Origin of the sequence: Verrucosispora sp. SN26_14.1, assembly GCF_004307965.1 — a bacterium.
GTDB lineage: Bacteria > Actinomycetota > Actinomycetes > Mycobacteriales > Micromonosporaceae > Micromonospora.
In genome coordinates this window covers 20055-39222 of sequence record NZ_SISL01000016.1, presented here as the reverse complement: position 1 = coordinate 39222, position 19168 = coordinate 20055, and the positions used below count along the sequence as shown (strand labels likewise).

The 19168-nt window shown below is 71.5% G+C and carries 17 protein-coding genes; 11 read left to right on the top strand and 6 right to left on the bottom strand.

What is annotated here, in order from left to right:
• Positions 1–449 precede the first annotated feature (449 nt).
• The 3 genes from EYA84_RS34025 to mshA form a co-directional block, all read right to left on the bottom strand.
• On the bottom strand, positions 450–1241 hold the full coding sequence (locus tag EYA84_RS34025; protein ID WP_394347544.1) for a hypothetical protein: 792 nt from the start codon (positions 1239–1241) through the stop codon (positions 450–452).
• Positions 1242–2085: 844 nt separating this feature from the next.
• Positions 2086–2649 (bottom strand): YbjN domain-containing protein, encoded by a 564-nt coding sequence (locus EYA84_RS03515; protein ID WP_236145575.1) that lies wholly within the window; start codon positions 2647–2649, stop codon positions 2086–2088.
• 131 nt (positions 2650–2780) lie between these two features.
• Positions 2781–4133, bottom strand: a complete 1353-nt coding sequence (mshA, locus tag EYA84_RS03510) for a D-inositol-3-phosphate glycosyltransferase (protein ID WP_131051545.1) — start codon at positions 4131–4133, stop codon at positions 2781–2783.
• 327 nt (positions 4134–4460) lie between these two features.
• Here mshA and EYA84_RS03500 point away from each other — a divergent pair, with 327 nt between their 5' ends.
• The gene (locus EYA84_RS03500; RefSeq protein WP_131051544.1) at positions 4461–5276 is read left to right on the top strand and encodes a class I SAM-dependent methyltransferase; all 816 of its coding nucleotides are present in this window, start codon (positions 4461–4463) and stop codon (positions 5274–5276) included.
• A gap of 112 nt (positions 5277–5388) precedes the next feature.
• Here EYA84_RS03500 and EYA84_RS03495 read toward each other — a convergent pair whose 3' ends face one another.
• Positions 5389–6471: a UDP-N-acetylmuramate dehydrogenase gene (locus tag EYA84_RS03495; RefSeq protein WP_255446595.1), complete on the bottom strand. Its 1083-nt coding sequence runs from the start codon at positions 6469–6471 to the stop codon at positions 5389–5391.
• A gap of 70 nt (positions 6472–6541) precedes the next feature.
• Between EYA84_RS03495 and EYA84_RS03490 the strand changes: the two genes are divergently transcribed.
• From EYA84_RS03490 to EYA84_RS03445, 10 genes are all read left to right on the top strand, one after another.
• The gene (locus EYA84_RS03490) at positions 6542–7303 is read left to right on the top strand and encodes a maleylpyruvate isomerase family mycothiol-dependent enzyme (protein WP_131051543.1); all 762 of its coding nucleotides are present in this window, start codon (positions 6542–6544) and stop codon (positions 7301–7303) included.
• A gap of 181 nt (positions 7304–7484) precedes the next feature.
• On the top strand, positions 7485–8789 hold the full coding sequence (locus EYA84_RS03485) for an ABC transporter substrate-binding protein (RefSeq protein ID WP_131051542.1): 1305 nt from the start codon (positions 7485–7487) through the stop codon (positions 8787–8789).
• 114 nt (positions 8790–8903) lie between these two features.
• The gene (locus tag EYA84_RS03480; protein ID WP_131051541.1) at positions 8904–9911 is read left to right on the top strand and encodes a carbohydrate ABC transporter permease; all 1008 of its coding nucleotides are present in this window, start codon (positions 8904–8906) and stop codon (positions 9909–9911) included.
• A gap of 156 nt (positions 9912–10067) precedes the next feature.
• On the top strand, positions 10068–10901 hold the full coding sequence (locus EYA84_RS03475) for a carbohydrate ABC transporter permease (protein WP_131051540.1): 834 nt from the start codon (positions 10068–10070) through the stop codon (positions 10899–10901).
• A gap of 147 nt (positions 10902–11048) precedes the next feature.
• Positions 11049–12419 carry a GH1 family beta-glucosidase gene (locus EYA84_RS03470; protein ID WP_131051539.1) on the top strand — a complete coding sequence of 457 codons (1371 nt, stop codon included), beginning with the start codon at positions 11049–11051 and terminating at the stop codon, positions 12417–12419.
• A gap of 19 nt (positions 12420–12438) precedes the next feature.
• Positions 12439–13446, top strand: a complete 1008-nt coding sequence (locus EYA84_RS03465) for a LacI family DNA-binding transcriptional regulator (RefSeq protein WP_131051538.1) — start codon at positions 12439–12441, stop codon at positions 13444–13446.
• A 128-nt stretch (positions 13447–13574) separates the two neighbouring features.
• Complete coding sequence (locus EYA84_RS03460) at positions 13575–13982, top strand: RidA family protein (RefSeq protein ID WP_131051537.1); 408 nt, start codon at positions 13575–13577, stop codon at positions 13980–13982.
• A gap of 438 nt (positions 13983–14420) precedes the next feature.
• Complete coding sequence (locus EYA84_RS03455) at positions 14421–15368, top strand: endonuclease domain-containing protein (RefSeq protein ID WP_131051547.1); 948 nt, start codon at positions 14421–14423, stop codon at positions 15366–15368.
• A 504-nt stretch (positions 15369–15872) separates the two neighbouring features.
• Entirely contained in the window at positions 15873–16778 is a 906-nt protein-coding gene (locus EYA84_RS03450; protein WP_131051536.1) for a GNAT family N-acetyltransferase, read from the top strand.
• Between the two features lie 200 nt (positions 16779–16978).
• Positions 16979–17725: a cyclopropane-fatty-acyl-phospholipid synthase family protein gene (locus EYA84_RS03445; RefSeq protein ID WP_131051535.1), complete on the top strand. Its 747-nt coding sequence runs from the start codon at positions 16979–16981 to the stop codon at positions 17723–17725.
• Positions 17726–17789: 64 nt separating this feature from the next.
• Here the strand turns inward: EYA84_RS03445 and EYA84_RS03440 are convergent, their stop codons facing one another.
• Together EYA84_RS03440 and EYA84_RS03435 are read right to left on the bottom strand one after the other, a co-directional pair.
• Positions 17790–18305 (bottom strand): O-acetyl-ADP-ribose deacetylase, encoded by a 516-nt coding sequence (locus EYA84_RS03440; protein WP_131051546.1) that lies wholly within the window; start codon positions 18303–18305, stop codon positions 17790–17792.
• A 2-nt stretch (positions 18306–18307) separates the two neighbouring features.
• Positions 18308–19099, bottom strand: coding sequence for an EI24 domain-containing protein (locus EYA84_RS03435; RefSeq protein ID WP_131051534.1), 792 nt, complete (start codon positions 19097–19099; stop codon positions 18308–18310).
• Positions 19100–19168: the final 69 nt, after the last annotated feature.

The following is a 19168-nucleotide window of genomic DNA, read 5'->3' as shown; positions in this document are numbered from 1 at the left end:
GGCCGCGCTACGGCGGGCCCCGGCCGAGCCGGTCGGCACCTCGGTCGCCGCCGCATCCTGAGACACGGCCGGCCCCGAGAACGCGTGGTGCCCGGTACGCGGGGCGTACCGGGCACTCGCGTCGTACGACCGGCGGCGGCGGGCGGCACTCACCCCCGTAAGCGACGCCCGCTCACGCCGCCGGTCCAAACAGGTGGGGCACCGTCCCCCAACGGTGTTGATCCACCCGTCCCCCGACACCCCACTCGGTGCACGGACCTGATCGATCCGCCGCTCCCCCGAACGTTTCCGAGCGTGGCGCGGTGTAATAAAGCTAGTTCGGCCAGCGGGGGCGATTCAACTCGAACGGCTGTCTCGCCCGTCACAACGCGCAGTTGGAGTCCCCTGAGCTGCGTGTTTGCCCCTGCTCGGCGCCAACAGCGGGTACCCGACCGAGATTCCCGCAAACCTCAGCCGTCCTCCCGATCGGGTGACTCCGTCCGGAAGAAGTTGCTCGGTCGACCGTCCCGCAGCTGCTCCTGGAAGATCAGGTTCAGTCTCCGCAGATCGAAGGTGCGGAACCACTCCTCCCAGGTGATCTCGCGGATCCGGCTGCTCTCCCGGTAACCCGGGATGTTGAACGTCAGCACCCCGGCCCGGCCGTCCCGCTCGGTACCGTTGATGGTCGCCGGCTTCGCACCGCGCGCCTGGGCCCACCGCCGGATCACGTCGTGGTCGGTGGTGACCAGGCTGCGACCGGGACGCTCCGGCCGGTCCTGCACCGAGGAGATGACCTGCGACGACCGGACCGACCGCGCGGTCGACCCACCGGCACGCACCGCCCCGCCCCGCGACGACGTGGCCTTCGCCGCCCCGGACCGGCCCGACGTGGCCTTCCGGGCCGTGCTCGTGCGGGCCGCACCGGTCGTGTTCCTGCCCGGACCCGCCGTCGTCTTCCGGCCCGCTGTCGTCTTCCGGGCCGCCGTCGTCTTCCGGGCCGCTGTCGTCCTGCCGGCCGTCGTCGCCTTACCGGCGGTGGCCGTCTTCCGGGCCGTCGTCGCCCTGCTGGCTGCCGTCGCCTTGCTGGCCGACGTCGTCTTGCGGCCTGTCGTCGCCTTGCTGGCCGACGTCGTCTTGCGGCCTGTCGTCGCCTTGCTGGCCGATGTCGTCTTGCGGGCGGTGGTCGTCTTTCGCGCCGGGCCCGACGTGGTCCTGCGGGCCGTCGTGGTCGTCCGGGCCGTGGTCGCCTTCCGGGCCGGAATCGCCTTGCGGGCGGTCGTCGCCTTTCGGGCCGTCGTCGCCTTGCGGGCCGTGGCCGTCTTCCGGGCGGGCGTGGCCTTTCGGGCCGGAGTCGCCCTGCGGGCGGTGGTCGCCTTGCCGGCCACGGTGCTGGTCTTGCGGGCCGAGGTGGTGCTCCGGGCCGCGCTGGTGCTCTTCCGGGCGGTGGCCGCCTTGCGGGTCGTTGCGGTCGTCGCCTTCCGGGCCGACGCTGCGCGCTTAGCCGGTGCCGCCTTCGCCCGGCCCGGAGCGATGCGGGACGACGTGGTCTGCCGCGTACCGGACGCCTTCGTGGCCTTGGCCCGACCGGCCGGACCACTGCTGCGACGGGCGGCACCACCGGACCGCAGGGTCTTCGCCAGCGCCTTCACCAGCTCCGGCTTGCGCAACGCGGAGATGCCCGAGACGCCGTACCGCCGCAACTGGCCCCGGATGTCCTCCGCCCGCATCTGCGAGATCTCCGACTCCGACATCCGTCCGCTGCTGCTGCTCCGTCGGGTGGTGCTGGTCGCGGTCCCGCCGCGACCCGAGCTGCTTCGCTGAGCCATGGACGCTCACGCTCCTCGACACTTGGTCTCGGCGCGGCGGGTCCCGAACGCCGCACCGCGCGGTGCGGCGGCTTACCCGCCAGAAGCGATCCGAATCCCCGGTCGTCGCCGGACGACCCGCCCCCTGCGGGGACGCACTCAGCTACGGCGACAGCTCGCCCTGCGGACACCCCTCACCCCGGTACGGCTGCGGCTCGCCCCGCAGGGACGTCTCGCCTTGTGGAGACGGCTCGGGCTGCGGAGACAGCTCGACGTGCAGTGGTGAGGAGGGCCCGCCAGGCTACGGCTGTGCCTCGCCATGCGCAGACGGCTCGGGCTGCGGAGACACCTCGTCCTGCGATGATGGCTCGACCTGCTGCGGCGACGGCTCGAACAGGTGCGCGAAGGCCGCGAGGTTCGCGGTGGATTCACCCCGCTTGACCCGCCACTCCCACTCCCGCCGGATCGAACTGCCGAAGCCGATTTCCAGCATCGTGTCGAAGGACTCGTCGGCGTAGGTGAGCACCGCGCCGAGCAGCCGGTCGAGTTCGTCGGCGTCGACACCGGCGGGGTTGACCCGGCCGGTCAGGTAGACGTCCCCGGACGCGTCGACGGAGAACGACACGGCGTACATCCGGGCGTTGCGCTGCAACAGCCAGGCCCACAGTTCCTCGCGCCGCTCGTCCGGCTGGCGCATCACGAACGCCTCGATCCGCAACGCGTGCTCGCCGACGATCAGGTTGCAGACCGTCTTGAGTTTGTGCGTGCCGGGCAGGGTCACCGCGTACGACCCCGGACCGGTGGACTCCCAGTCCAGCTCCCGCTCGGCGCAAACCGACTCGATCAGGGCCCCAAGGTCACTCATCGGATCAACTCTACGGCCGGCACTGTGCGTACGCCGGGTCGCCGAGGTGTTAGGAAGGGACCCCTGCTATGCACGAGGCGTTAGCAGGGGTCCCTTCCTTACACGCAGGGTGCGAGCTCTCGCGGGTACCGCTACCAGGAGCGGGACGCGGTCAGCTCGGCGGTGAGGCGGGCACGGTGGGCAGCCATCGCCTCGCCGTAGACCGTCAGCAGGCTGGCGGCGGTGCGGTGCCAGGAGAAGTCGCGAGCGTGTCGAGCCGCCGCCACGGACAGCTCGGCCCGGCCGGCCCGGTCCGGCAGCAGGCGGCCGAGCGTACGCGCCCAGTCGACGGGGTCGTGCCCACGGACCAGTACGCCGCTGACCTGATCGCGTACGGCGGTCACCAGACCGCCCACGGCGGCGGCCACCACCGGCGTACCGCAGGCCTGGGCCTCCAGCGCGACCAGCCCGAAACTCTCGTTGTACGACGGCACCGCGACCAGATCGGCTGCCTGGTAGAGCAGGGGCAGGTCGGCGCCGGTGCGCGGCGGCAGGAAGTGCACCCGGTCGGTGACACCGAGCGTGGCGGCCAGTTCGATCAGCGCGGTGGGCCGGTCCAGTCCGCTGCCGCTGGGACCGCCGCAGATCACCACCGCCACCTCCTGCGCCAGGACCGGGTCCCGGTCACGTAGCGCTGCGATCGCGCGGATCAGCACGTCCGGGGCCTTGAGTGGCTGGATCCGGCCGACGAAGGCGACCAGGTGGCCCTGGACGGGCAGGCCGAGCCGGGTACGGGCGGCGACGGTGGCGGCCTCCCGGTCGCCGGAGAGCGGCCGGAACCGGTCGAGGTCCACGCCGGGTTCGACGACCGCGACCCGGGTCGGGTCGGCGTCGTACCTGTCGATCAGGTCCCGGGCCTCGACCTCGGTGTTGGCCACCAGCCGGTCGGACTCGGCGACCACCTGTTCCTCGCCGATCACCCGGGCCTTGGGTTCCGGCCGGTCCCCGGCGGCGAGCCGCGCGTTCTTCACCTTGGCCAGGGTGTGCGCGGTGTGCACCAGCGGTACGCCCCAGCGCTCCTTGGCCAGCCAGCCGACCTGGCCGGAGAGCCAGTAGTGGGAGTGGATCAGGTCGTAGTGGCCCGGTGGGCGGGCCGCCTCGGCACGCAGCACTCCGGCGGTGAAGGCGCAGAGCTGGCCGGGCAGTTCCTCCTTGGTCAGTCCTTCGAGCGGACCGGCCATCACGTGCCGTACCTGCACGCCCGGGGCGACTTCCACCACCGGGGGCAGGTCGCCGGAGGTGGCGCGGGTGAAGATCTCCACCGCCACGTCCGCCTCGGCGAGCCGCCGGGCGACCTCCAGGATGTAGACGTTCATACCGCCCGCGTCGCCGGTACCCGGCTGGTGCAGGGGTGAGGTGTGCACCGAGAGCGTCGCGATCCGCCGGGGGCGGGGCCACGGCAGGGCACCGCGCTGACGTCCTACACCGGTGTGCATTTCCGCCACGTCCGCTCCCTTTGCCACGGTTGATGCCGTCGCGCACGACCGGCGCTCCTGCGTCAACCTCCACGCCGGATGTCATCTTCCCGATCGGCGGCCGGAAATACGCCGTCCAGGTGCCCCGGCGTGACCGACCTCATCACCAGGGTGCCGCTTCCGGCGACCGCAGGAGAGGCGAGAATGGCCGGATGAGTCGTGTCGCCGTCGTCACCGGAGCCGCCAGCGGGGTCGGCGCGGCCACCGCCCGTCGACCGGCTCACGAGGGCCGCCGCCTCCTCGTCGCACCGGCAGCGCGGCCCAGGGTCCACCGGGCGAGCTGAGCCGGTTCGCACGATGGCGACGCGGGCATCCCGGCCGCTCGGTGTGGTGACCCGGGGCACCACGAATCCCAACCGGCTGCGCCGGGTGGACAACTGGATGGTGGAGAACTGCGCGGACGCGCTGCGGGCCGCGCCGGACCCGCTGGTGGTCGACCTCGGGTACGGTGCCACGCCGGTGACGGCGGTGGAGCTGCGCGCCCGGCTGGCCGCGCGGGTCCGTAGCGACGTGCGGGTGGTCGGGCTGGAGATCGATCCGGTACGCGTCGACGCCGCCCAGCCCGCCGCCGACCCGCCCGGACTCACCTTCGCCCGGGGCGGCTTCGAGCTGGCCGGGCTCCGGCCCACCGTGGTCCGCGCCTTCAACGTGCTGCGGCAGTACGACGAGAGCGAGGTGGCCGCCGCCTGGGCCACCGTGCTCGCCGGGCTGGCCCCGGGCGGCCTGCTGGTGGAGGGCACCTGCGACGAGCCGGGCCGACTGGGCAGCTGGATCCTGCTCGACTCCACCGGCCCTCGTACGCTGACCCTGGCCGCCCGGCCGACCACCCTGGAGAGTCCGGCCGAGTTGGCCGAACGGCTGCCCAAGGCGCTGATCCACCGGAACGTGCCGGGCGAGCCGATCCACGACCTGATCCGGGCTCTCGACGACGCCTGGCGGGCTGCCGCCGGCTACGCCCCCTTCGGCCCGCGCCAACGTTGGCTGCGCGCGGTCTCCACGGTCCGCACCCAGGGCTGGCCCGTGCTGCGCCGCCCCCGCGAGTGGCGTCAGGGCCAGCTGACGATCCCCTGGCCCGCCGTCGCCCCGCGAGGCCGCGGGCAGGGACGCGTGTAAGGAGGGGTCCCCTACTAACGCCTCGTGTATAGGAAGGGTCCCTTCCTTACATCTCGGCCGCACCCACCGACGACCGCGCGGCGCGGCGGGCGGGTGCGGGTGTGGTGCGGGGTCAGATGGTGCAGTTGACGAGGACGGGTTCGGGGTGGAGCGTCACGGCGAAGCGGGCCTCGACCGTGTCGCGGATCTCGCGGGCCAGCGTGATCAGGGCGTCGGTGCTGGCGGTGCCGGACTGGTTGGTCAGCGCCAGGGTGTGCTTGCTGGAGATGGCGACGCCCTCGGGGCCGGGGTGGCCCTTGCCGAAGCCCGCCTTGTCGATCAGCCAGGCCGCACTGATCTTGACCCGGTCCCCGGCGCCCGGCCAGGCCGGTGGCTCACCGATGTCGGCGGCCCGCTGCCGCAGCAGTTCGTAGCCGGCGGTGTCCAGCACCGGGTTGGTGAAGAACGAGCCGACCGAGCGGGTGTCCGGGTCGGTCGGGTCCAGCACCATGCCCTTGCCTGCGCGCAGCCGCAGCACGGTGGCGCGTGCCTGGGCCGCCGGCACCCGGTCGCCGACCGAGACACCGAGCGTCCGGGCCAGTTCCGCGTAGCGCACCGGGCCGGACAGCGGCGAGCGGGTCAGTCGGAAGTCGACCGAGAGCACCACTAACCGCTCGCTGTACTTGAAGACGCTGGCCCGGTAGGCGAAGCCACAGTCCACCGTGGGGACCGTGGTCACCTCACCGGTGACCCGGTCGTGGACGCGTACGCCGACGATGGTGTCCGCGACCTCCTGCCCGTACGCTCCGACGTTCTGGATCGGGGTCGCTCCGGTCGAGCCGGGGATGCCGGAGAGGCACTCCAACCCGGACCAGCCGTTGGCCACGGTCGCGGCGACCAGGTCGTCCCACGGCTCGCCGGCCTCGACGCGTACGGTGACGTTCGCCTCGTCTTCGGCGAGCACGCGCAGTCCCCGGGACCGGACGAGGACCACGGTGCCGGGGAAGCCGGCATCGCCGACCACCACGTTGCTACCGCCCGCGAGCAGGAGAACGTCGTCCTGCGCCTCGCGTACCCGGGCGACGATCTCGTCCTCGGTGGTGGCGGTGACGATCCGGCGAGCCGGGCCACCCAAGCGTAATGTCGTGTATTGCGCCAGATCGCCGGTGCTGGCGGGTTCAGTGGCGACTGTCGGCTGGGCGTAGGCGTCGAACACGCCTTTCACCCTAGGCTGGTGGGTAGCCGCGGCACCCATTGGTGGCCGGGTCACCCCCGGGAGGATGGCGATGAGCAGATTGCAGGGCAGCAAGGACTTCTGGATCGGCGCGCTTCGGACGGAGGGGCCGGCGTTCGCCGCTGCGGTGGCCGAGGCCCCGCCTGAGACACCCGTGCTCTCCTGCCCCGGCTGGACGGTCGCCGACCTGGCCCTGCATCTCGCCGGCGTCTACCGCTGGGCGCACGCGATCGTGGGTTCGGGCGGGACGACCGCACCGGAGCGCCGGGCACAGCCGGTCGAGCCGGTGCCGGGTGTGACCGCGGCGGCGCAGTGGCAGCAGGCGTACGACGAGCTGATGACCCTCTTCGACGCCCTCGACCCCGAGGCTCCGGCGTGGAACTGGGCACCGCAGCCGAAGAAGGCGGGCTTCTGGCCGCGTCGGATGGCCCACGAGACCGCGGTGCACCGCTGGGACGCCCAGCTCGCCATCGCCGCCGGCGAACCGGTCGAGGCCAAGCTCGCGGCCGACGGGGTGAGTGAGGTGCTGGACACCTGGCTGCCGGCGGGTCGGCGGGCGGCGACCGGGGAGTGGCGCGGCGTGGTGCGGTTGAGCGCGAGCGACGCCGCCCAGGAGTGGTATCTGCGGCTGCGCGGCGAGGGGGTGGCCCTGCTCGACACCGGCACCATCCTCGACCACGACGACCACCATGCCCGGGTACACGTCAACGCCACCGCGAGCGACCTGCTGCTGGCGCTCTGGGGGCGGGTCAGCTTCGACACCCTGACCGTGGCGGGCGACCGCGCCCTGCTGGAGGGGATCCGCGCCGCCTGAGCCCCACCGCACCGACACGCCACGGGCGGCCCTTCCGATCGGGAGGGCCGCCCGTGGCCATTCTGTGACCTCGCCGAGAGAGCGCTCTCTTGACATCGATCGAGGGCGGACCGCAAGCTTCGTGAGAGCGCTCTCTGGACTTAATCCACCACCACCCCGACCTGAGAGGGGTCACCAGACCATGGGCACCTTCCCGCGCCACCGCCTCGCTGCGGTCGCCCTGGCCGCCGTCGGCGCGTTGCTCGTCACCAGCGGCTGCGGTGGCGGCGACGACGCCGAGGACGGCACGACAACCCTCACCGTCGACGTCTTCGGACAGTTCGGCTACGAGGAGCTGTACAAGCAGTACATGGACGCCAACCCCGGCGTGAAGATCGTCGAGCGGGGCACCGGCGGCAACCTCGACGAGTACTCGCCGAAGCTGACCCAGTGGCTCGCGGCGGGCAAGGGCGCCGGTGACGTGGTCGCCATCGAAGAGGGTCTGATGGTCGAGTACAAGGCCAACCCGGACAACTTCGTCAACCTCCTCGACCACGGTGCCGCCGACCTCAAGGGCAACTTCCTGGAGTGGAAGTGGAACCAGGGGCTCACCGCCGACGGCCAGAAGCTGATCGGCCTCGGCACCGACGTCGGCGGCATGGCCATGTGCTACCGCACCGACCTGTTCGACAAGGCCGGGCTGCCGACCGACCGCGAAGAGGTCTCGAAGCTCTGGCCGACCTGGCAGGAGTACATCGCCACCGGTGAGAAGTTCAAGGCGGCGAACACCGGTGCCGCGTTCCTGGACGCGGCGACCAACACGTTCAACACGATCGTGCTCCAGACCGCCGGCAACGCGCAGGGCTACCACTACTACGACACCAGCGACAACCTCGTGGTGGACAGCAACCCGGCGGTGAAGCAGGCCTGGGACACCACCATGGCGATCATCAACGCCGGGCTGTCCGGCAAGTACGGCTCCTGGTCCGACGAGTGGGTCTCCGCCTTCAAGCAGTCCAAGTTCGCCACCATCGCCTGCCCCGCCTGGATGACCGGGGTGATCGAGGGCAACGCCGGGCCGGAGGCCAACGGCAAGTGGGACATCGCCCGGGTGCCCGGTGACGGCGGCAACTGGGGCGGCTCGCACCTCGCCGTGCCGCGCCAGAGCAAGAACCAGGAAGAGGCGATCAAGCTGGTCAAGTTCCTGACCAGCGCCGAGGGCCACATCGGCGCCTTCAAGGCCAAGGGCCCGCTGCCGTCGTCGCCGCAGGCGCTGGAGGACTCGGCCATCACCGAGGCCACCAACGCGTACTTCTCCGGCGCGCCGGTCGGCCGGATCTTCGGCGAGGGCGCCAAGACCCTCAAGCCGGTCTACATGGGCCCGAAGAACCAGGCCGTACGCACCGAGGTCGAGAACGCCGTGCGCACCGTCGAGCTGGGACAGCGCAACCCCGAGCAGGGGTGGCAGGACGCGATCGCCAACGCCAAGAAGGCCGCCGCCAAGTAGCCGGCCCGACGGTCCCCACCCCGTCGCCGATCCACCGGACCCGACGCGTCCACGTCGACGCGACGGCGAACCTGGATCGGCGCGGGGCGGGGGCGTGGAAAGGAGTCACGGGTCATGGCGTTGCAGCTCGACGCGCACCCGCCGGCCACCCCGGCACCGCGGAAAACCCGCCCGCCCCGGTCCGGCCGGCTGAGCCGGATCGACGCGAAGTACTCGCCCTACCTCTACATCGCCCCGTTCTTCGTGATCTTCGCGATCTTCGGGGCGTGGCCCCTGGCGTACACCTTCTGGGTCTCGCTGCACGACTGGGACCTGCTCGGCACCGATCCCACCTTCATCGGCGCGGACAACTACACCCAGCTGCTGGTCGACAGCGACTTCTGGCACTCGGTGGTGAACACGCTCGGCATCTTCGTGATCAGCACCGTGCCGCAGCTGCTCCTGGCGCTCTGGCTGGCCAACCTGCTCAACCGGCACCTGCGCTTCCGGACCGGGTGGCGGATGGCGGTGCTGGTCCCCAACGTCACCTCCACGGCCGCCGTGGCGATCGTCTTCGGGGTGCTGTTCGGTCGCGAGTTCGGCATGGTCAACTGGATGCTCGACCTGGTGGGCCTCGACCCGATCGGGTGGAAGTCCGACCGGTTCGCCTCCTGGGTGGCCATCTCCGCCATGGTCGACTGGCGCTGGACCGGCTACAACGCGCTGATCTTCCTGGCCGCCATGCAGGCCATCCCCCGCGACCTGTACGAGGCGGCGGCGATCGACGGCGCGAACCGGGCCCGCCAGTTCTGGGCCGTCACCGTGCCGCTGCTCAAGCCCACGATCATCTTCTGCGTCATCATCTCCACCATCGGCGGGCTCCAACTCTTCACCGAGCCACGGCTGTTCCACTCCGGCACCAACGCGATCCGGGGCGGCCCGATGCGCGAGTCGCAGACGCTGACCATGTACATGTTCGAGAACGCGTTCGCGCCCTACTACAACTTCGGCTACGGCTCTGCGGTGGCGTGGCTGCTCTTCGCCCTGATCGCCATCGTCGCGGCGATCAACGTACTGATCATCCGCCGGCTCGGGGCCGGTGCCCGCCCGAAAATCGGCGGGCGGAAGGGAGGCCCGCAATGAGCGAGCGCAGCGAGCGAATCATTCGGTGCAGCGCGTTGGGGCCTCGTCGGGACGCCGAGCGAAGCGAGGTGGCGCGATGAGCGAGCGCAGCGAGCGAATCATTCGGTGCAGCGCGTCGGTAGCTCGTCGCGACGCCGAGCGAAGCGAGGTGGCGCGATGAGCCGGCTCTGGCGGGCCAGCCCGCTCACGTACTGCGCGCTGATCGCCGCCACCGTGATGTCGCTCTTCCCGATCTACTGGATGTTCGTGGTCGCCAGCCGCAGCAGCGACGCGATGGGGCAGTTGCCGCCACCGATGACGCCCGGCGGCAACCTCGGCGCCAACATCGCCCGGCTCTTCGACAACACCGACGCCTACTTCCTGACCGGTCTGATCAACTCCGCGATCGTGGCGACCACGGTCACCGTCTCGGTGGTGTTCTTCTGCAGCCTGGCCGGGTTCGCCTTCGCCAAGCTGCGGTTCCGGGGCCGTAACGCGATGCTGATGGTCATCATCGCCACCATGATGGTGCCCACCCAGCTCGGCGTCATTCCGCTGTACATCCTGATGACGAAGCTGAACCTGAACGACCGGCTGCCCGCCGTGATCCTGCCCGCCCTGGTCACCGGTTTCGGCGTGTTCATGATGCGTCAGTACGCCGGTCAGGCGGTCAGCACCGAGCTGATCGAGGCGGCCCGGGTGGACGGATGCGGCACCGCCCGGATCTACTGGAACGTGGTGGTACCGGCACTGCGGCCGGCCGCCGCCGTGCTCGGCCTGCTCACCTTCATGACCACGTGGAACGATTTCCTCTGGCCGTACGCGGTGCTCAACGACCCGGAGAATCCCACCGTGCAGTTGTCGCTGCGGGCCCTGTCCGACGGCTACTACCAGGACATGTCCCAGGTGTTCACCGGTACGGCCATCGCCACGCTGCCGTTGCTGCTGGTGTTCGTCCTGTTCGGCCGCCAGATCATCGGCGGGATCATGGAAGGTGCGGTGAAGGCGTGAGCGAGCGTCAGCGAGCGAGCCATCAACACAGGGTGGCTCAGGCAGGCATGCAGCGAAGCGGAGTGCCGGCATGAGCGAGCGTCAGCGAGCGAACCATCAACACAGGGCCGTGCATCGTGGCGGCACGCAGCGAAGCGGAGTGCCGGCATGAGCGAGTTGAGTTTTCCGGACAATTTCCTGTGGGGTGCGGCCACGGCGGCGTACCAGATCGAGGGGGCGGCCCGCGACGACGGGCGCGGCGACTCGATCTGGGACACGTTCAGCCGTACGCCGGGCAAGGTCCACGCCGGGCACACCGGTGACGTCGCCTGCGACCACTACCACCGGTACGCCGACGACGTGGCGATGATGGCCGAGCTGGGCCTCCAGGCGTACCGCTTCTCGGTGTCCTGGCCCCGCATCCAGCCCGACGGCAGCGGGCCGGTCAACCCGCGCGGCCTGGACTTCTACGACCGGTTGACCGATGCGCTGCTCGGTCGGGGCATCGACCCGATCGTCACCCTGTACCACTGGGACCTGCCGCAGACGTTGCAGGACCGGGGCGGCTGGACGGACCGGGACACCGCCGAGCACTTCGCCACCTACGCCAGTGCCGTGCACACCCGGCTCGGCGACCGGATCGACACCTGGACGACGCTCAACGAGCCGTGGTGCTCCGCCTACCTCGGGTACGGCAACGGGGTGCACGCGCCCGGGGTGCAGGACGCCGGGGCGGCCTTCTCCGCCGTACACCATCTGCTGCTCGCGCACGGCCTGGCCGCCCAGGCGCTGCGGACCGGCGGGGCGGCCCGGGTCGGCATCACGCTCAACCCCGCCGACGTGCAGCCCGCCGACGCGGACAGCGCGGCCGACGCCGCCGCCGTGCGCCTGGTCGACGGCCTGCACAACCGGATCTTCCTCGATCCACTGCTGGTCGGCGGGTACCCGGACGACGTCCGTGAGCACGTGGCACGGCTGGTCGAGCCGACCTTCGTCCGGGACGGCGACGAGAAGATCATCGCGGCGCCGATCGACCTGCTCGGCATCAACTACTACTCGCCCACGTACGTGGCGGGCCGTCCGGACGGCGGCGGGGGCGGCGGCGCGTACCCGGGCACCGAGGGCGCGGTGGAGTTCCTACCGGCGGTCGGTCCGCTGACCGACATGGGGTGGATGATCGAGCCCGCCGGGTTGACCCGGCTGCTGACGCGGATCGCCGCCGACTACCCCGGTGTGCCGTTGCTGATCACCGAGAACGGTGCGGCTTTTCCGGACAAGAACGCCGACCCGACGAGCCCGCTCCAGGACTCCGACCGCGTCGCCTATCTCGACGGCCACCTGCGTGCCGCGCACGAGGCCATCGCCCGGGGCGTCGACCTGCGGGGCTATCTCGTATGGTCATTGCTGGACAACTTCGAGTGGGCCGAGGGGTACCGGAAGCGGTTCGGCATCGTGCACGTCGACTACCTCACCCAGCGGCGTACACCGAAGGCGAGTGCCCGGTGGTACCAGGAGGTGATCTCCCGGAACGGGCTGTGACGAGATGGTGGTTTCTCCTATGACGGGGGCGCAGCGGCCCACTCTGGAAGCGGTGGCACGACGGGCCGGGGTGTCCCGGGCCACCGTCTCCCGGGTGGTCAACGGCTCGACCACGGTCGCCGAGCCGATCCAGGAGGCGGTCCGCCAGGCGGTGGCCGAGTTGGGGTACGTGCCGAACCTGGCCGCCCGCACCCTCGTCACCCAACGCACCGACTCGATCGCCCTGGTCATGCCGGAGGAGGCCACCCGGGTCTTCTCCGACGACCAGGTGTTCCCCGGCATCATCCGGGGCGCCGCGCAGGAGTTGGAGGCCGCCGACAAGCAGCTCGTGCTGATGCTGGCCGGCTCACCGGCCGGTCACGAGCGGGTGGAGCGGTACACCACCGGTCGGCACGTCGACGGGGTGCTGTTCGCCTCCCTGCACGGCGCCGACCCGCTCCCGGCCAAGCTGGCCGCGCTCGGCATCCCGGTGGTGTGCAGCGGCCGCCCGCTCGACGGGGCGGACATCCCGTACGTCGACGTCGACCAGGTGGCCGGCGTGACCCGCGCGGTACGGCACCTGATCGACGGGGGCCGCCGCCGGATCGCCACCATCGCCGGCCCGCAGGACATGGTCGCCGGGATCGAGCGGTTGACCGGATACCGGGAGACCGTGGCCGCCGCCGGACTGACGGAGATGGTGGCCGTCGGTGACTTCACCCGCGAGTCCGGGGCGGCGGCGATGCGGCAACTGCTCGACGCCCACCCCGACCTGGACGCCGTCTTCGCCGCGTCGGACCTGATGGCACACGCCGCCATGCGTACGCTCCGCGAGACGGGACGGCGGGTGCCGGACGACGTGGCGGTGATCGGCTTCGACGACATCGAGACCGCCGCCTACACCGATCCGCCGCTGACCACCGTGCGGCAGCCGATAGTCGAGCTGGGCCGGCAGGGCACCCGCCTGCTGCTGCGCCTGGCCGCCGGGGAGGACGTCGAGCCGGCGCTGATCCTCCCCACCGAGCTGATCATCCGCGAGTCCGCCTGACGGCTTCGTGCTTCGCGCTCTTGGTGCAAGGAAGGGCACCTTATTAACGCCTCGTGTATAGAAAGGGTCCCTTCCTAACATCGAAACCAGGTGGCAAGCGGCTCGCCGGACTGGTTAGCCTGCCGCGCATGTCCAGTTCCATCCGATTGCTGCCCGTACCCGCTCTCAGCGCCGCCCCCTACGCCTACCTGACCACCGTGGAACCCTCCACCCGGCTGGTCTACACCGCAGGAGCCTGCCCGCTGGACGCCGACGGGAACACCGTCGCCCCCGGTGACTACGCGGCCCAGGCCCGGCAGGTCATGGCCAACCTGGAGACCGCCCTGCGCGCCGCCGGTGCCACCCTCGCCGACGTGGTCAAGAGCACCGTCTACGTGGCCTCGACCCAGCAGGCCGACCTGGTCGCGACGTGGGAGGTGGTACGCGACGCCTTCGGCGACCACGACGCACCGAGCACGCTGCTCGGCGTGGCGGTGCTCGGCTACGACGACCAGCTCGTCGAGGTCGAGGCGATCGCCGCCGTACCGGCCGGCTGACCTCGCAGCCGGCAGACGTCACAGCCGGGAGACGTCGTAGCCGGCAGACGTTGTAGCCGGTGACCGTCTCCGGCCTACGCCCGACACTGGCCGGGTGACCGTCCCGGCAGTAGGCCCCGCACGTAACAGAACAGGGCGACCGGCCCGATCCAGGCCCGCACCAACCAAGGTGACCGGCCGGGCCCGGGCCCAGCACCAAACGGGTGCGCCGACCTGCCGCACACCGGAACCGGCTGGGTACGCCAGCCGCCCCACCCAGGAACCGGTTCGTGCGCTGCTCTGCCGCACCCGGCTGGCGCCCACCCTGAACGCCGCCTGTTGCCGCACCCCGGCTCTCCCCGGGTATGCGAAGGCGGGGCGACCACGAAGGTGGGGAGATTTATTGTCGTTCCAGCGACAACAGATCTACCCACCTCGGGGTTCAATCGATTCGTGCGGATGCCCCGAGACGACGCCGACCCGTTGCAGTGGCTGCTGTTCGAGCAGTCGGGGATTCTCACCTGGGCGCAGGCCACGGCCGCGCTGAGCCCAGCCAAGGTGCGCCACCTGCTGGCGTCCGGGCGATGGGGCCGGGTGTGCCGGGGCATCCTGCGGGCGGAGCCGCCCGGTGGGCCGTACCCGCGTACGCAGGCATGGTGGGTGGCGGTGCTCGCGGCCGGGGAGGGCGCGATCCTCGCCGGGTTGGCAGCAGCGACAGCCGGCGGGCTGCGCGGCACTCATCGCTACGACATCGTCGACGTGCTGATCCCGCACGATCGGCAGAACGCCGACCTGCTGCGCCGGCTTCCGCTGGGCCTGCCTGCGGTCCGGGTACGCCGGGCTCGACACCTGCCCGACACCGACCGCCAGCGGGGCCGCCCCGACCGTACGTCGACGGCACGATCCCTGGTCGACGCGGCGCAGTGGGTGCGTACCGACGACGAGGCGCAACTGATCCTCGCGGCCGGCTGCCAACAGCGGCGGGTGACCCCGGCGGAGATCGGGGCGGTGTTGGACCGGATGCCCCAGGCCCGCCGGGGCGCGCTGATCCGGGAGACGCTGCACGACATCGCGGGCGGCGCGGAGGCGCTCTCCGAGATCGACCTGACCCGGCTGTGCCGTCGCCACGGGCTGCCGCCCCCGCAGGGACAACATCGGCGGCGGGACACCGACGGACGGGTGCGCTATCTGGACGCCTACTGGCCGCGCTGGCGGCTGCATGTGGAGATCGACGGCGGGCACCACATGGACGTCCGACACTGGGCTGCTGACCTGCGCCGACAGAACCGGATCTGGATCGAGGGCGACCGCATCCTCCGCTTCACCGCCTTCGACGTCCGACACCGCCCGGCCGAGGTGGTGGCCCAGCTCCGCGCGGCCCTGGAGGCCGCCGGCTGGCAGGGCTGAGGGTGGGTACGGCCGAAGTCCGATCGGCGAAGCCTGAGGTGTTAGGAAGGGTCCCTTCCTAACACCTCAAAAGACCAGGGGTCGGTGCGGAAAGGGCGGTCGGGGTCGTCAGATCGCACCCAGCTCTCTGGGTCCACCGATTGGCAAGGCCCCACGTCACGGCACCGCCCAGCCGCAACCCGGCGAACCGCCCGTCGACGTGACCCGACGTCGCGGCCACAGCACGGTCGCGCCGCGCTGCCCAGCGCCGCCCGCACACCCGCAGACCGCCGGATGGCAAGGCCCACGTCGCGGGCACCGCCCGGCCGCAGCCCCACGTCGCGGCACCGCTCGGCCGCAGCCCCACGTCGCGGGCACCGCCCGGCCGCAGCCCGACGGGCCGCCCGACATCGAGGCTGACGGGTGAGGTGGGGAGAGTTGTTGTCGCTGGAACGACAACAACTCTCCCCACCTCCCGCGATAACCCGAGGCGGAGCCGGCGGTGGACCCGCTAGCCTCCGCCGGATGCCTGAAGCACCGTTCCTCATCCGCCCGGCCCGCCCCGACGACGCCCCGGCGGTGGTCGCGCTGCGGAGACTCGTGCTCCCCTTCCTGCTGCGGGGCGTCGCGTCCACCCGGCAACTGATCGCCACACCGCCCCCGGGTCTGCACTGGACCGGCTTCGTGGCCGAGGTCGACGGGCAGATCGTGGGCTGGGTGTGCGCGTCCCGCAACGAGCACACGGCCGAGGCGGTCGGCGAGGTGTCACTGCTGCACGTACACCCTGACCAGCGGCGGCGCGGGATCGGCAGTGCGCTGCTGGCCGAGGCGGAGAGGCACCTCGCCCCGCTCGGTCTGACCCGGTTGCACGGGCGTGCGCTGCCGGAGGCGCTGCCGTTCGCCCGCCGGCACCATTTCACGCCGAGCCGCCAGGAGCACTTCTCGGCCCTGGACCTACACACGTTGCCGCCCATGCCGACGCCTCCCGACGGCGTCCGGCTGGTCCCGCTGGCGGACGTCGACCCGCGCCACGTGCACCGGGTGGACGTACTGGCCAGTGCCGACGAGCCGGGCGACGTCGTGTCCGGCGCGATCGGCTACGCCGACTGGCTCGCCACGACCTGGGACAACGTCGGCCTGGACCGGGAGGCCAGCACCGGGGCCGAGGTCGACGGCGAGCTGGCCGCGATCAGCCTGGTGAAGCGGGACGGTACGCGGATGTGGTCGGATTACACCGGCACGGTGCCGCAGCACCGGGGACGTGGACTGGCCCGGCTGGTCAAGCTGGCTGCGCTACACCGCGCGGCGCAGGACGGGGTCACCACCGCGTACACCGGGAACGATGCGGCGAACGCGCCGATGTTGGCGGTCAACACCCGGCTCGGTTATCGGCAGGTCGCCACCCAGTGGTCCTGCGTACGAGAGCTGTGAACCGTGGCGGAGCCGGATGCGGGGCGGACGGCTCCGGCGCAAATCGGTGGAAGCGTCGGGGACAGCACGCCTACGCTGGCCGGATTCCAGCGGACGTTCCGAGTGAGGTGCATTGATGACGGTCCGAGCAGCGGCGACCGGCTCCGGTCGACCGCCCTTCCCAGGCGCCCTGACCTCATCGAACCCGAGGAGCACCTCCCGTGGACCTGCCACGTATCTTCACCATTCGCGAGAGTAACCATCGCATTCACAACCCGTTCACTCCCGGCAAGCTAGCCGCCCTGGGGCAGGCGCTGCGCCTCGCCCCCGGCACCCGCGTGCTCGACCTCGCCAGCGGTTCGGGCGAGATGCTGTGCACCTGGGCCCGCGACCATCGGATCACCGGGACCGGGGTGGACATCAGCACGGTCTTCACCGGGCAGGCCCGTGCCCGCGCCACTGAACTCGGCGTCGCCGACCGGGTCTCCTTCGTGCACGACGACGCCTCCGGGTACGTCGCGGACGAGCCGGTCGACCTGGTGGCCTGCGTCGGCGCCACCTGGATCGGTGGCGGCGTCACCGGCACCGTCGAGCTGCTGGGCAACAGTCTCCGCCCCGGCGGTCTGATGCTCGTCGGCGAGCCGTACTGGCGTCGGGAGGTGCCGGATCGGGAGACCGCCAGAGCGTGTCTGGCGCAGGACGTGGAGGACTTCCTGCTGCTGCCGGAGCTGGTCCAACGGTTCGGCGACCTCGGGTACGACGTCGTGGAGATGGTGCTGGCCGATCAGGACAGCTGGGACCGTTACCAGGCGGCACAGTGGCTCAACCTTCGCCGCTGGCTCGACGACAACCCCGATGACGAGCTGACCGCCACGGTGCGGGCGGAGCTCACCACCGAGCCTGTCCGCTACACGCGGTACCAGCGTGAGTACCTGGGCTGGGGGGTCTTCGCACTGATGGCCCGCTGAGGCGGGTCCGCAGCGGTCGAGAAGGGGCGGGGTGGCATGGCCGTCCCGCCCCTGCCGGCAGGCGTCAGCCGGTCGCCTGGACGCGCTCGGCGACAGCCAACGTGTCCGCACCGAACAGCACCAGTCGGGCCTCGGTGATCGTCGTCGGGCTGGCCGCGCGCAGCACCGAGAGTGCCTGGCGGACCGCGTCGTCGACCGGCCAGCCGTAGATCCCGGCGGAGATCAGCGGGAAGGCGACGGTGGTCGCGCCCAGGTCGTCGGCGACCGCCAGGCTGTTGGCGTAGCAGGCGCGCAGCAGCGGCGAGCGGTCCTCGGTGTCCGTCCACACCGGGCCGACGGTGTGCACCACCCAGCGGGCCGGCAGGTCACCGGCGGTGGTGGCCACGGCCTGCCCGGTCGGCAGGCCCCGGCCGTACCGGGACGCGCGCAACGCACGGCACTCGGCGAGGATGGCCGGTCCGCCCCGGCGGTGGATGGCGCCGTCGACTCCCCCGCCGCCGAGCAGCGACGAGTTGGCGGCGTTGACGATCGCGTCCACCCGCTCGGCGGTGATGTCCCCCTCGACCAGCGTGACGTCCACCGTCACGCCTCCGTGATGGGTTGGCCGAGCGAGCGGCGGGCCAGCAGGGCCGCACCGGCGACCGCCGCCGGCATCAGCAGGACGGCACCGAGCGGGATCAGGAAGCAGACGAAGACGGCCACGCCGAAGCCGAGCGCGGTGGGGCGGTCCGCCTTCAGCACGGCCCGACGGTCCCGCAGCCCCTTGCCCCGACGATAGAAGGGCGCGCCGACCAGCTCCACGGCGAGCAGCCAGCCGCCGACCGCCGCGCCGATCACCGGTACGACGGTCTGGCCGAGCAGCGGAATGAATCCGGCGGCGAACAGCGGGATGCCGACCAGGACGGCCAGCGCCACCAGCCGGAGCGAGTCGGCGACGCTGCGCCGCAGCGACGACCAGAACGGCACCTCGACCGCGTCGGGGGTGCCGCCGTACCGCTGCTCCACCCGCTCGGAGATCTTCTCGTAGAACGGGTCGCCGATGACCAGCGTGACCGCCGTGAAGGTGAGCACCGTGAGCAGGCCGCCGAGGCCGAGGATCGCCAGGCCCGCGATCACCCGGACCGCGTTGCGTCCGGTCGTCGCCCAGTCGTCGGCGAACGGCGTCACGAATCGGGCCAGGTCGCCGACGAAGTACACCAGCGTGGCGTACACGGCGAGGAAGATCGTCCCGGAGATCAGCGCGGGCACGATGCCGAGCAGCATCAGGCCGGGGCTGCGGACGTACAGGGCGAGACCGCGCAGCAGCAGCGTGGCGCCGCCGACGAACCGGCGGGCGCTGCCCACGGCGGCGCCGGGGATCGCGGATGCGTTCACGTCGCAGAGCCTAGTCACCGCCGCCACATCAACCAGTTGACGGATCGCCGGGATCAACCGGGGCCGTCG

Excerpts from the sequence above, each read along its gene's own strand:
- EYA84_RS03460 (WP_131051537.1), top strand. The coding sequence starts at position 13,575 with ATGTCCAGTTCCATCCGATTGCTGCCCGTACCCGCTCTCAGCGCCGCC.
- EYA84_RS03515 (WP_236145575.1), bottom strand. The coding sequence starts at position 2,649 with ATGAGTGACCTTGGGGCCCTGATCGAGTCGGTTTGCGCCGAGCGGGAG.
- EYA84_RS03490 (WP_131051543.1), top strand. The coding sequence starts at position 6,542 with ATGAGCAGATTGCAGGGCAGCAAGGACTTCTGGATCGGCGCGCTTCGG.
- EYA84_RS03450 (WP_131051536.1), top strand. The coding sequence starts at position 15,873 with ATGCCTGAAGCACCGTTCCTCATCCGCCCGGCCCGCCCCGACGACGCC.
- EYA84_RS03465 (WP_131051538.1), top strand. The coding sequence starts at position 12,439 with ATGACGGGGGCGCAGCGGCCCACTCTGGAAGCGGTGGCACGACGGGCC.
- EYA84_RS03485 (WP_131051542.1), top strand. The coding sequence starts at position 7,485 with ATGGGCACCTTCCCGCGCCACCGCCTCGCTGCGGTCGCCCTGGCCGCC.
- EYA84_RS03470 (WP_131051539.1), top strand. The coding sequence starts at position 11,049 with ATGAGCGAGTTGAGTTTTCCGGACAATTTCCTGTGGGGTGCGGCCACG.
- EYA84_RS03480 (WP_131051541.1), top strand. The coding sequence starts at position 8,904 with ATGGCGTTGCAGCTCGACGCGCACCCGCCGGCCACCCCGGCACCGCGG.
- EYA84_RS03475 (WP_131051540.1), top strand. The coding sequence starts at position 10,068 with ATGAGCCGGCTCTGGCGGGCCAGCCCGCTCACGTACTGCGCGCTGATC.
- EYA84_RS03500 (WP_131051544.1), top strand. The coding sequence starts at position 4,461 with ATGGCGACGCGGGCATCCCGGCCGCTCGGTGTGGTGACCCGGGGCACC.
- EYA84_RS03455 (WP_131051547.1), top strand. The coding sequence starts at position 14,421 with ATGCCCCGAGACGACGCCGACCCGTTGCAGTGGCTGCTGTTCGAGCAG.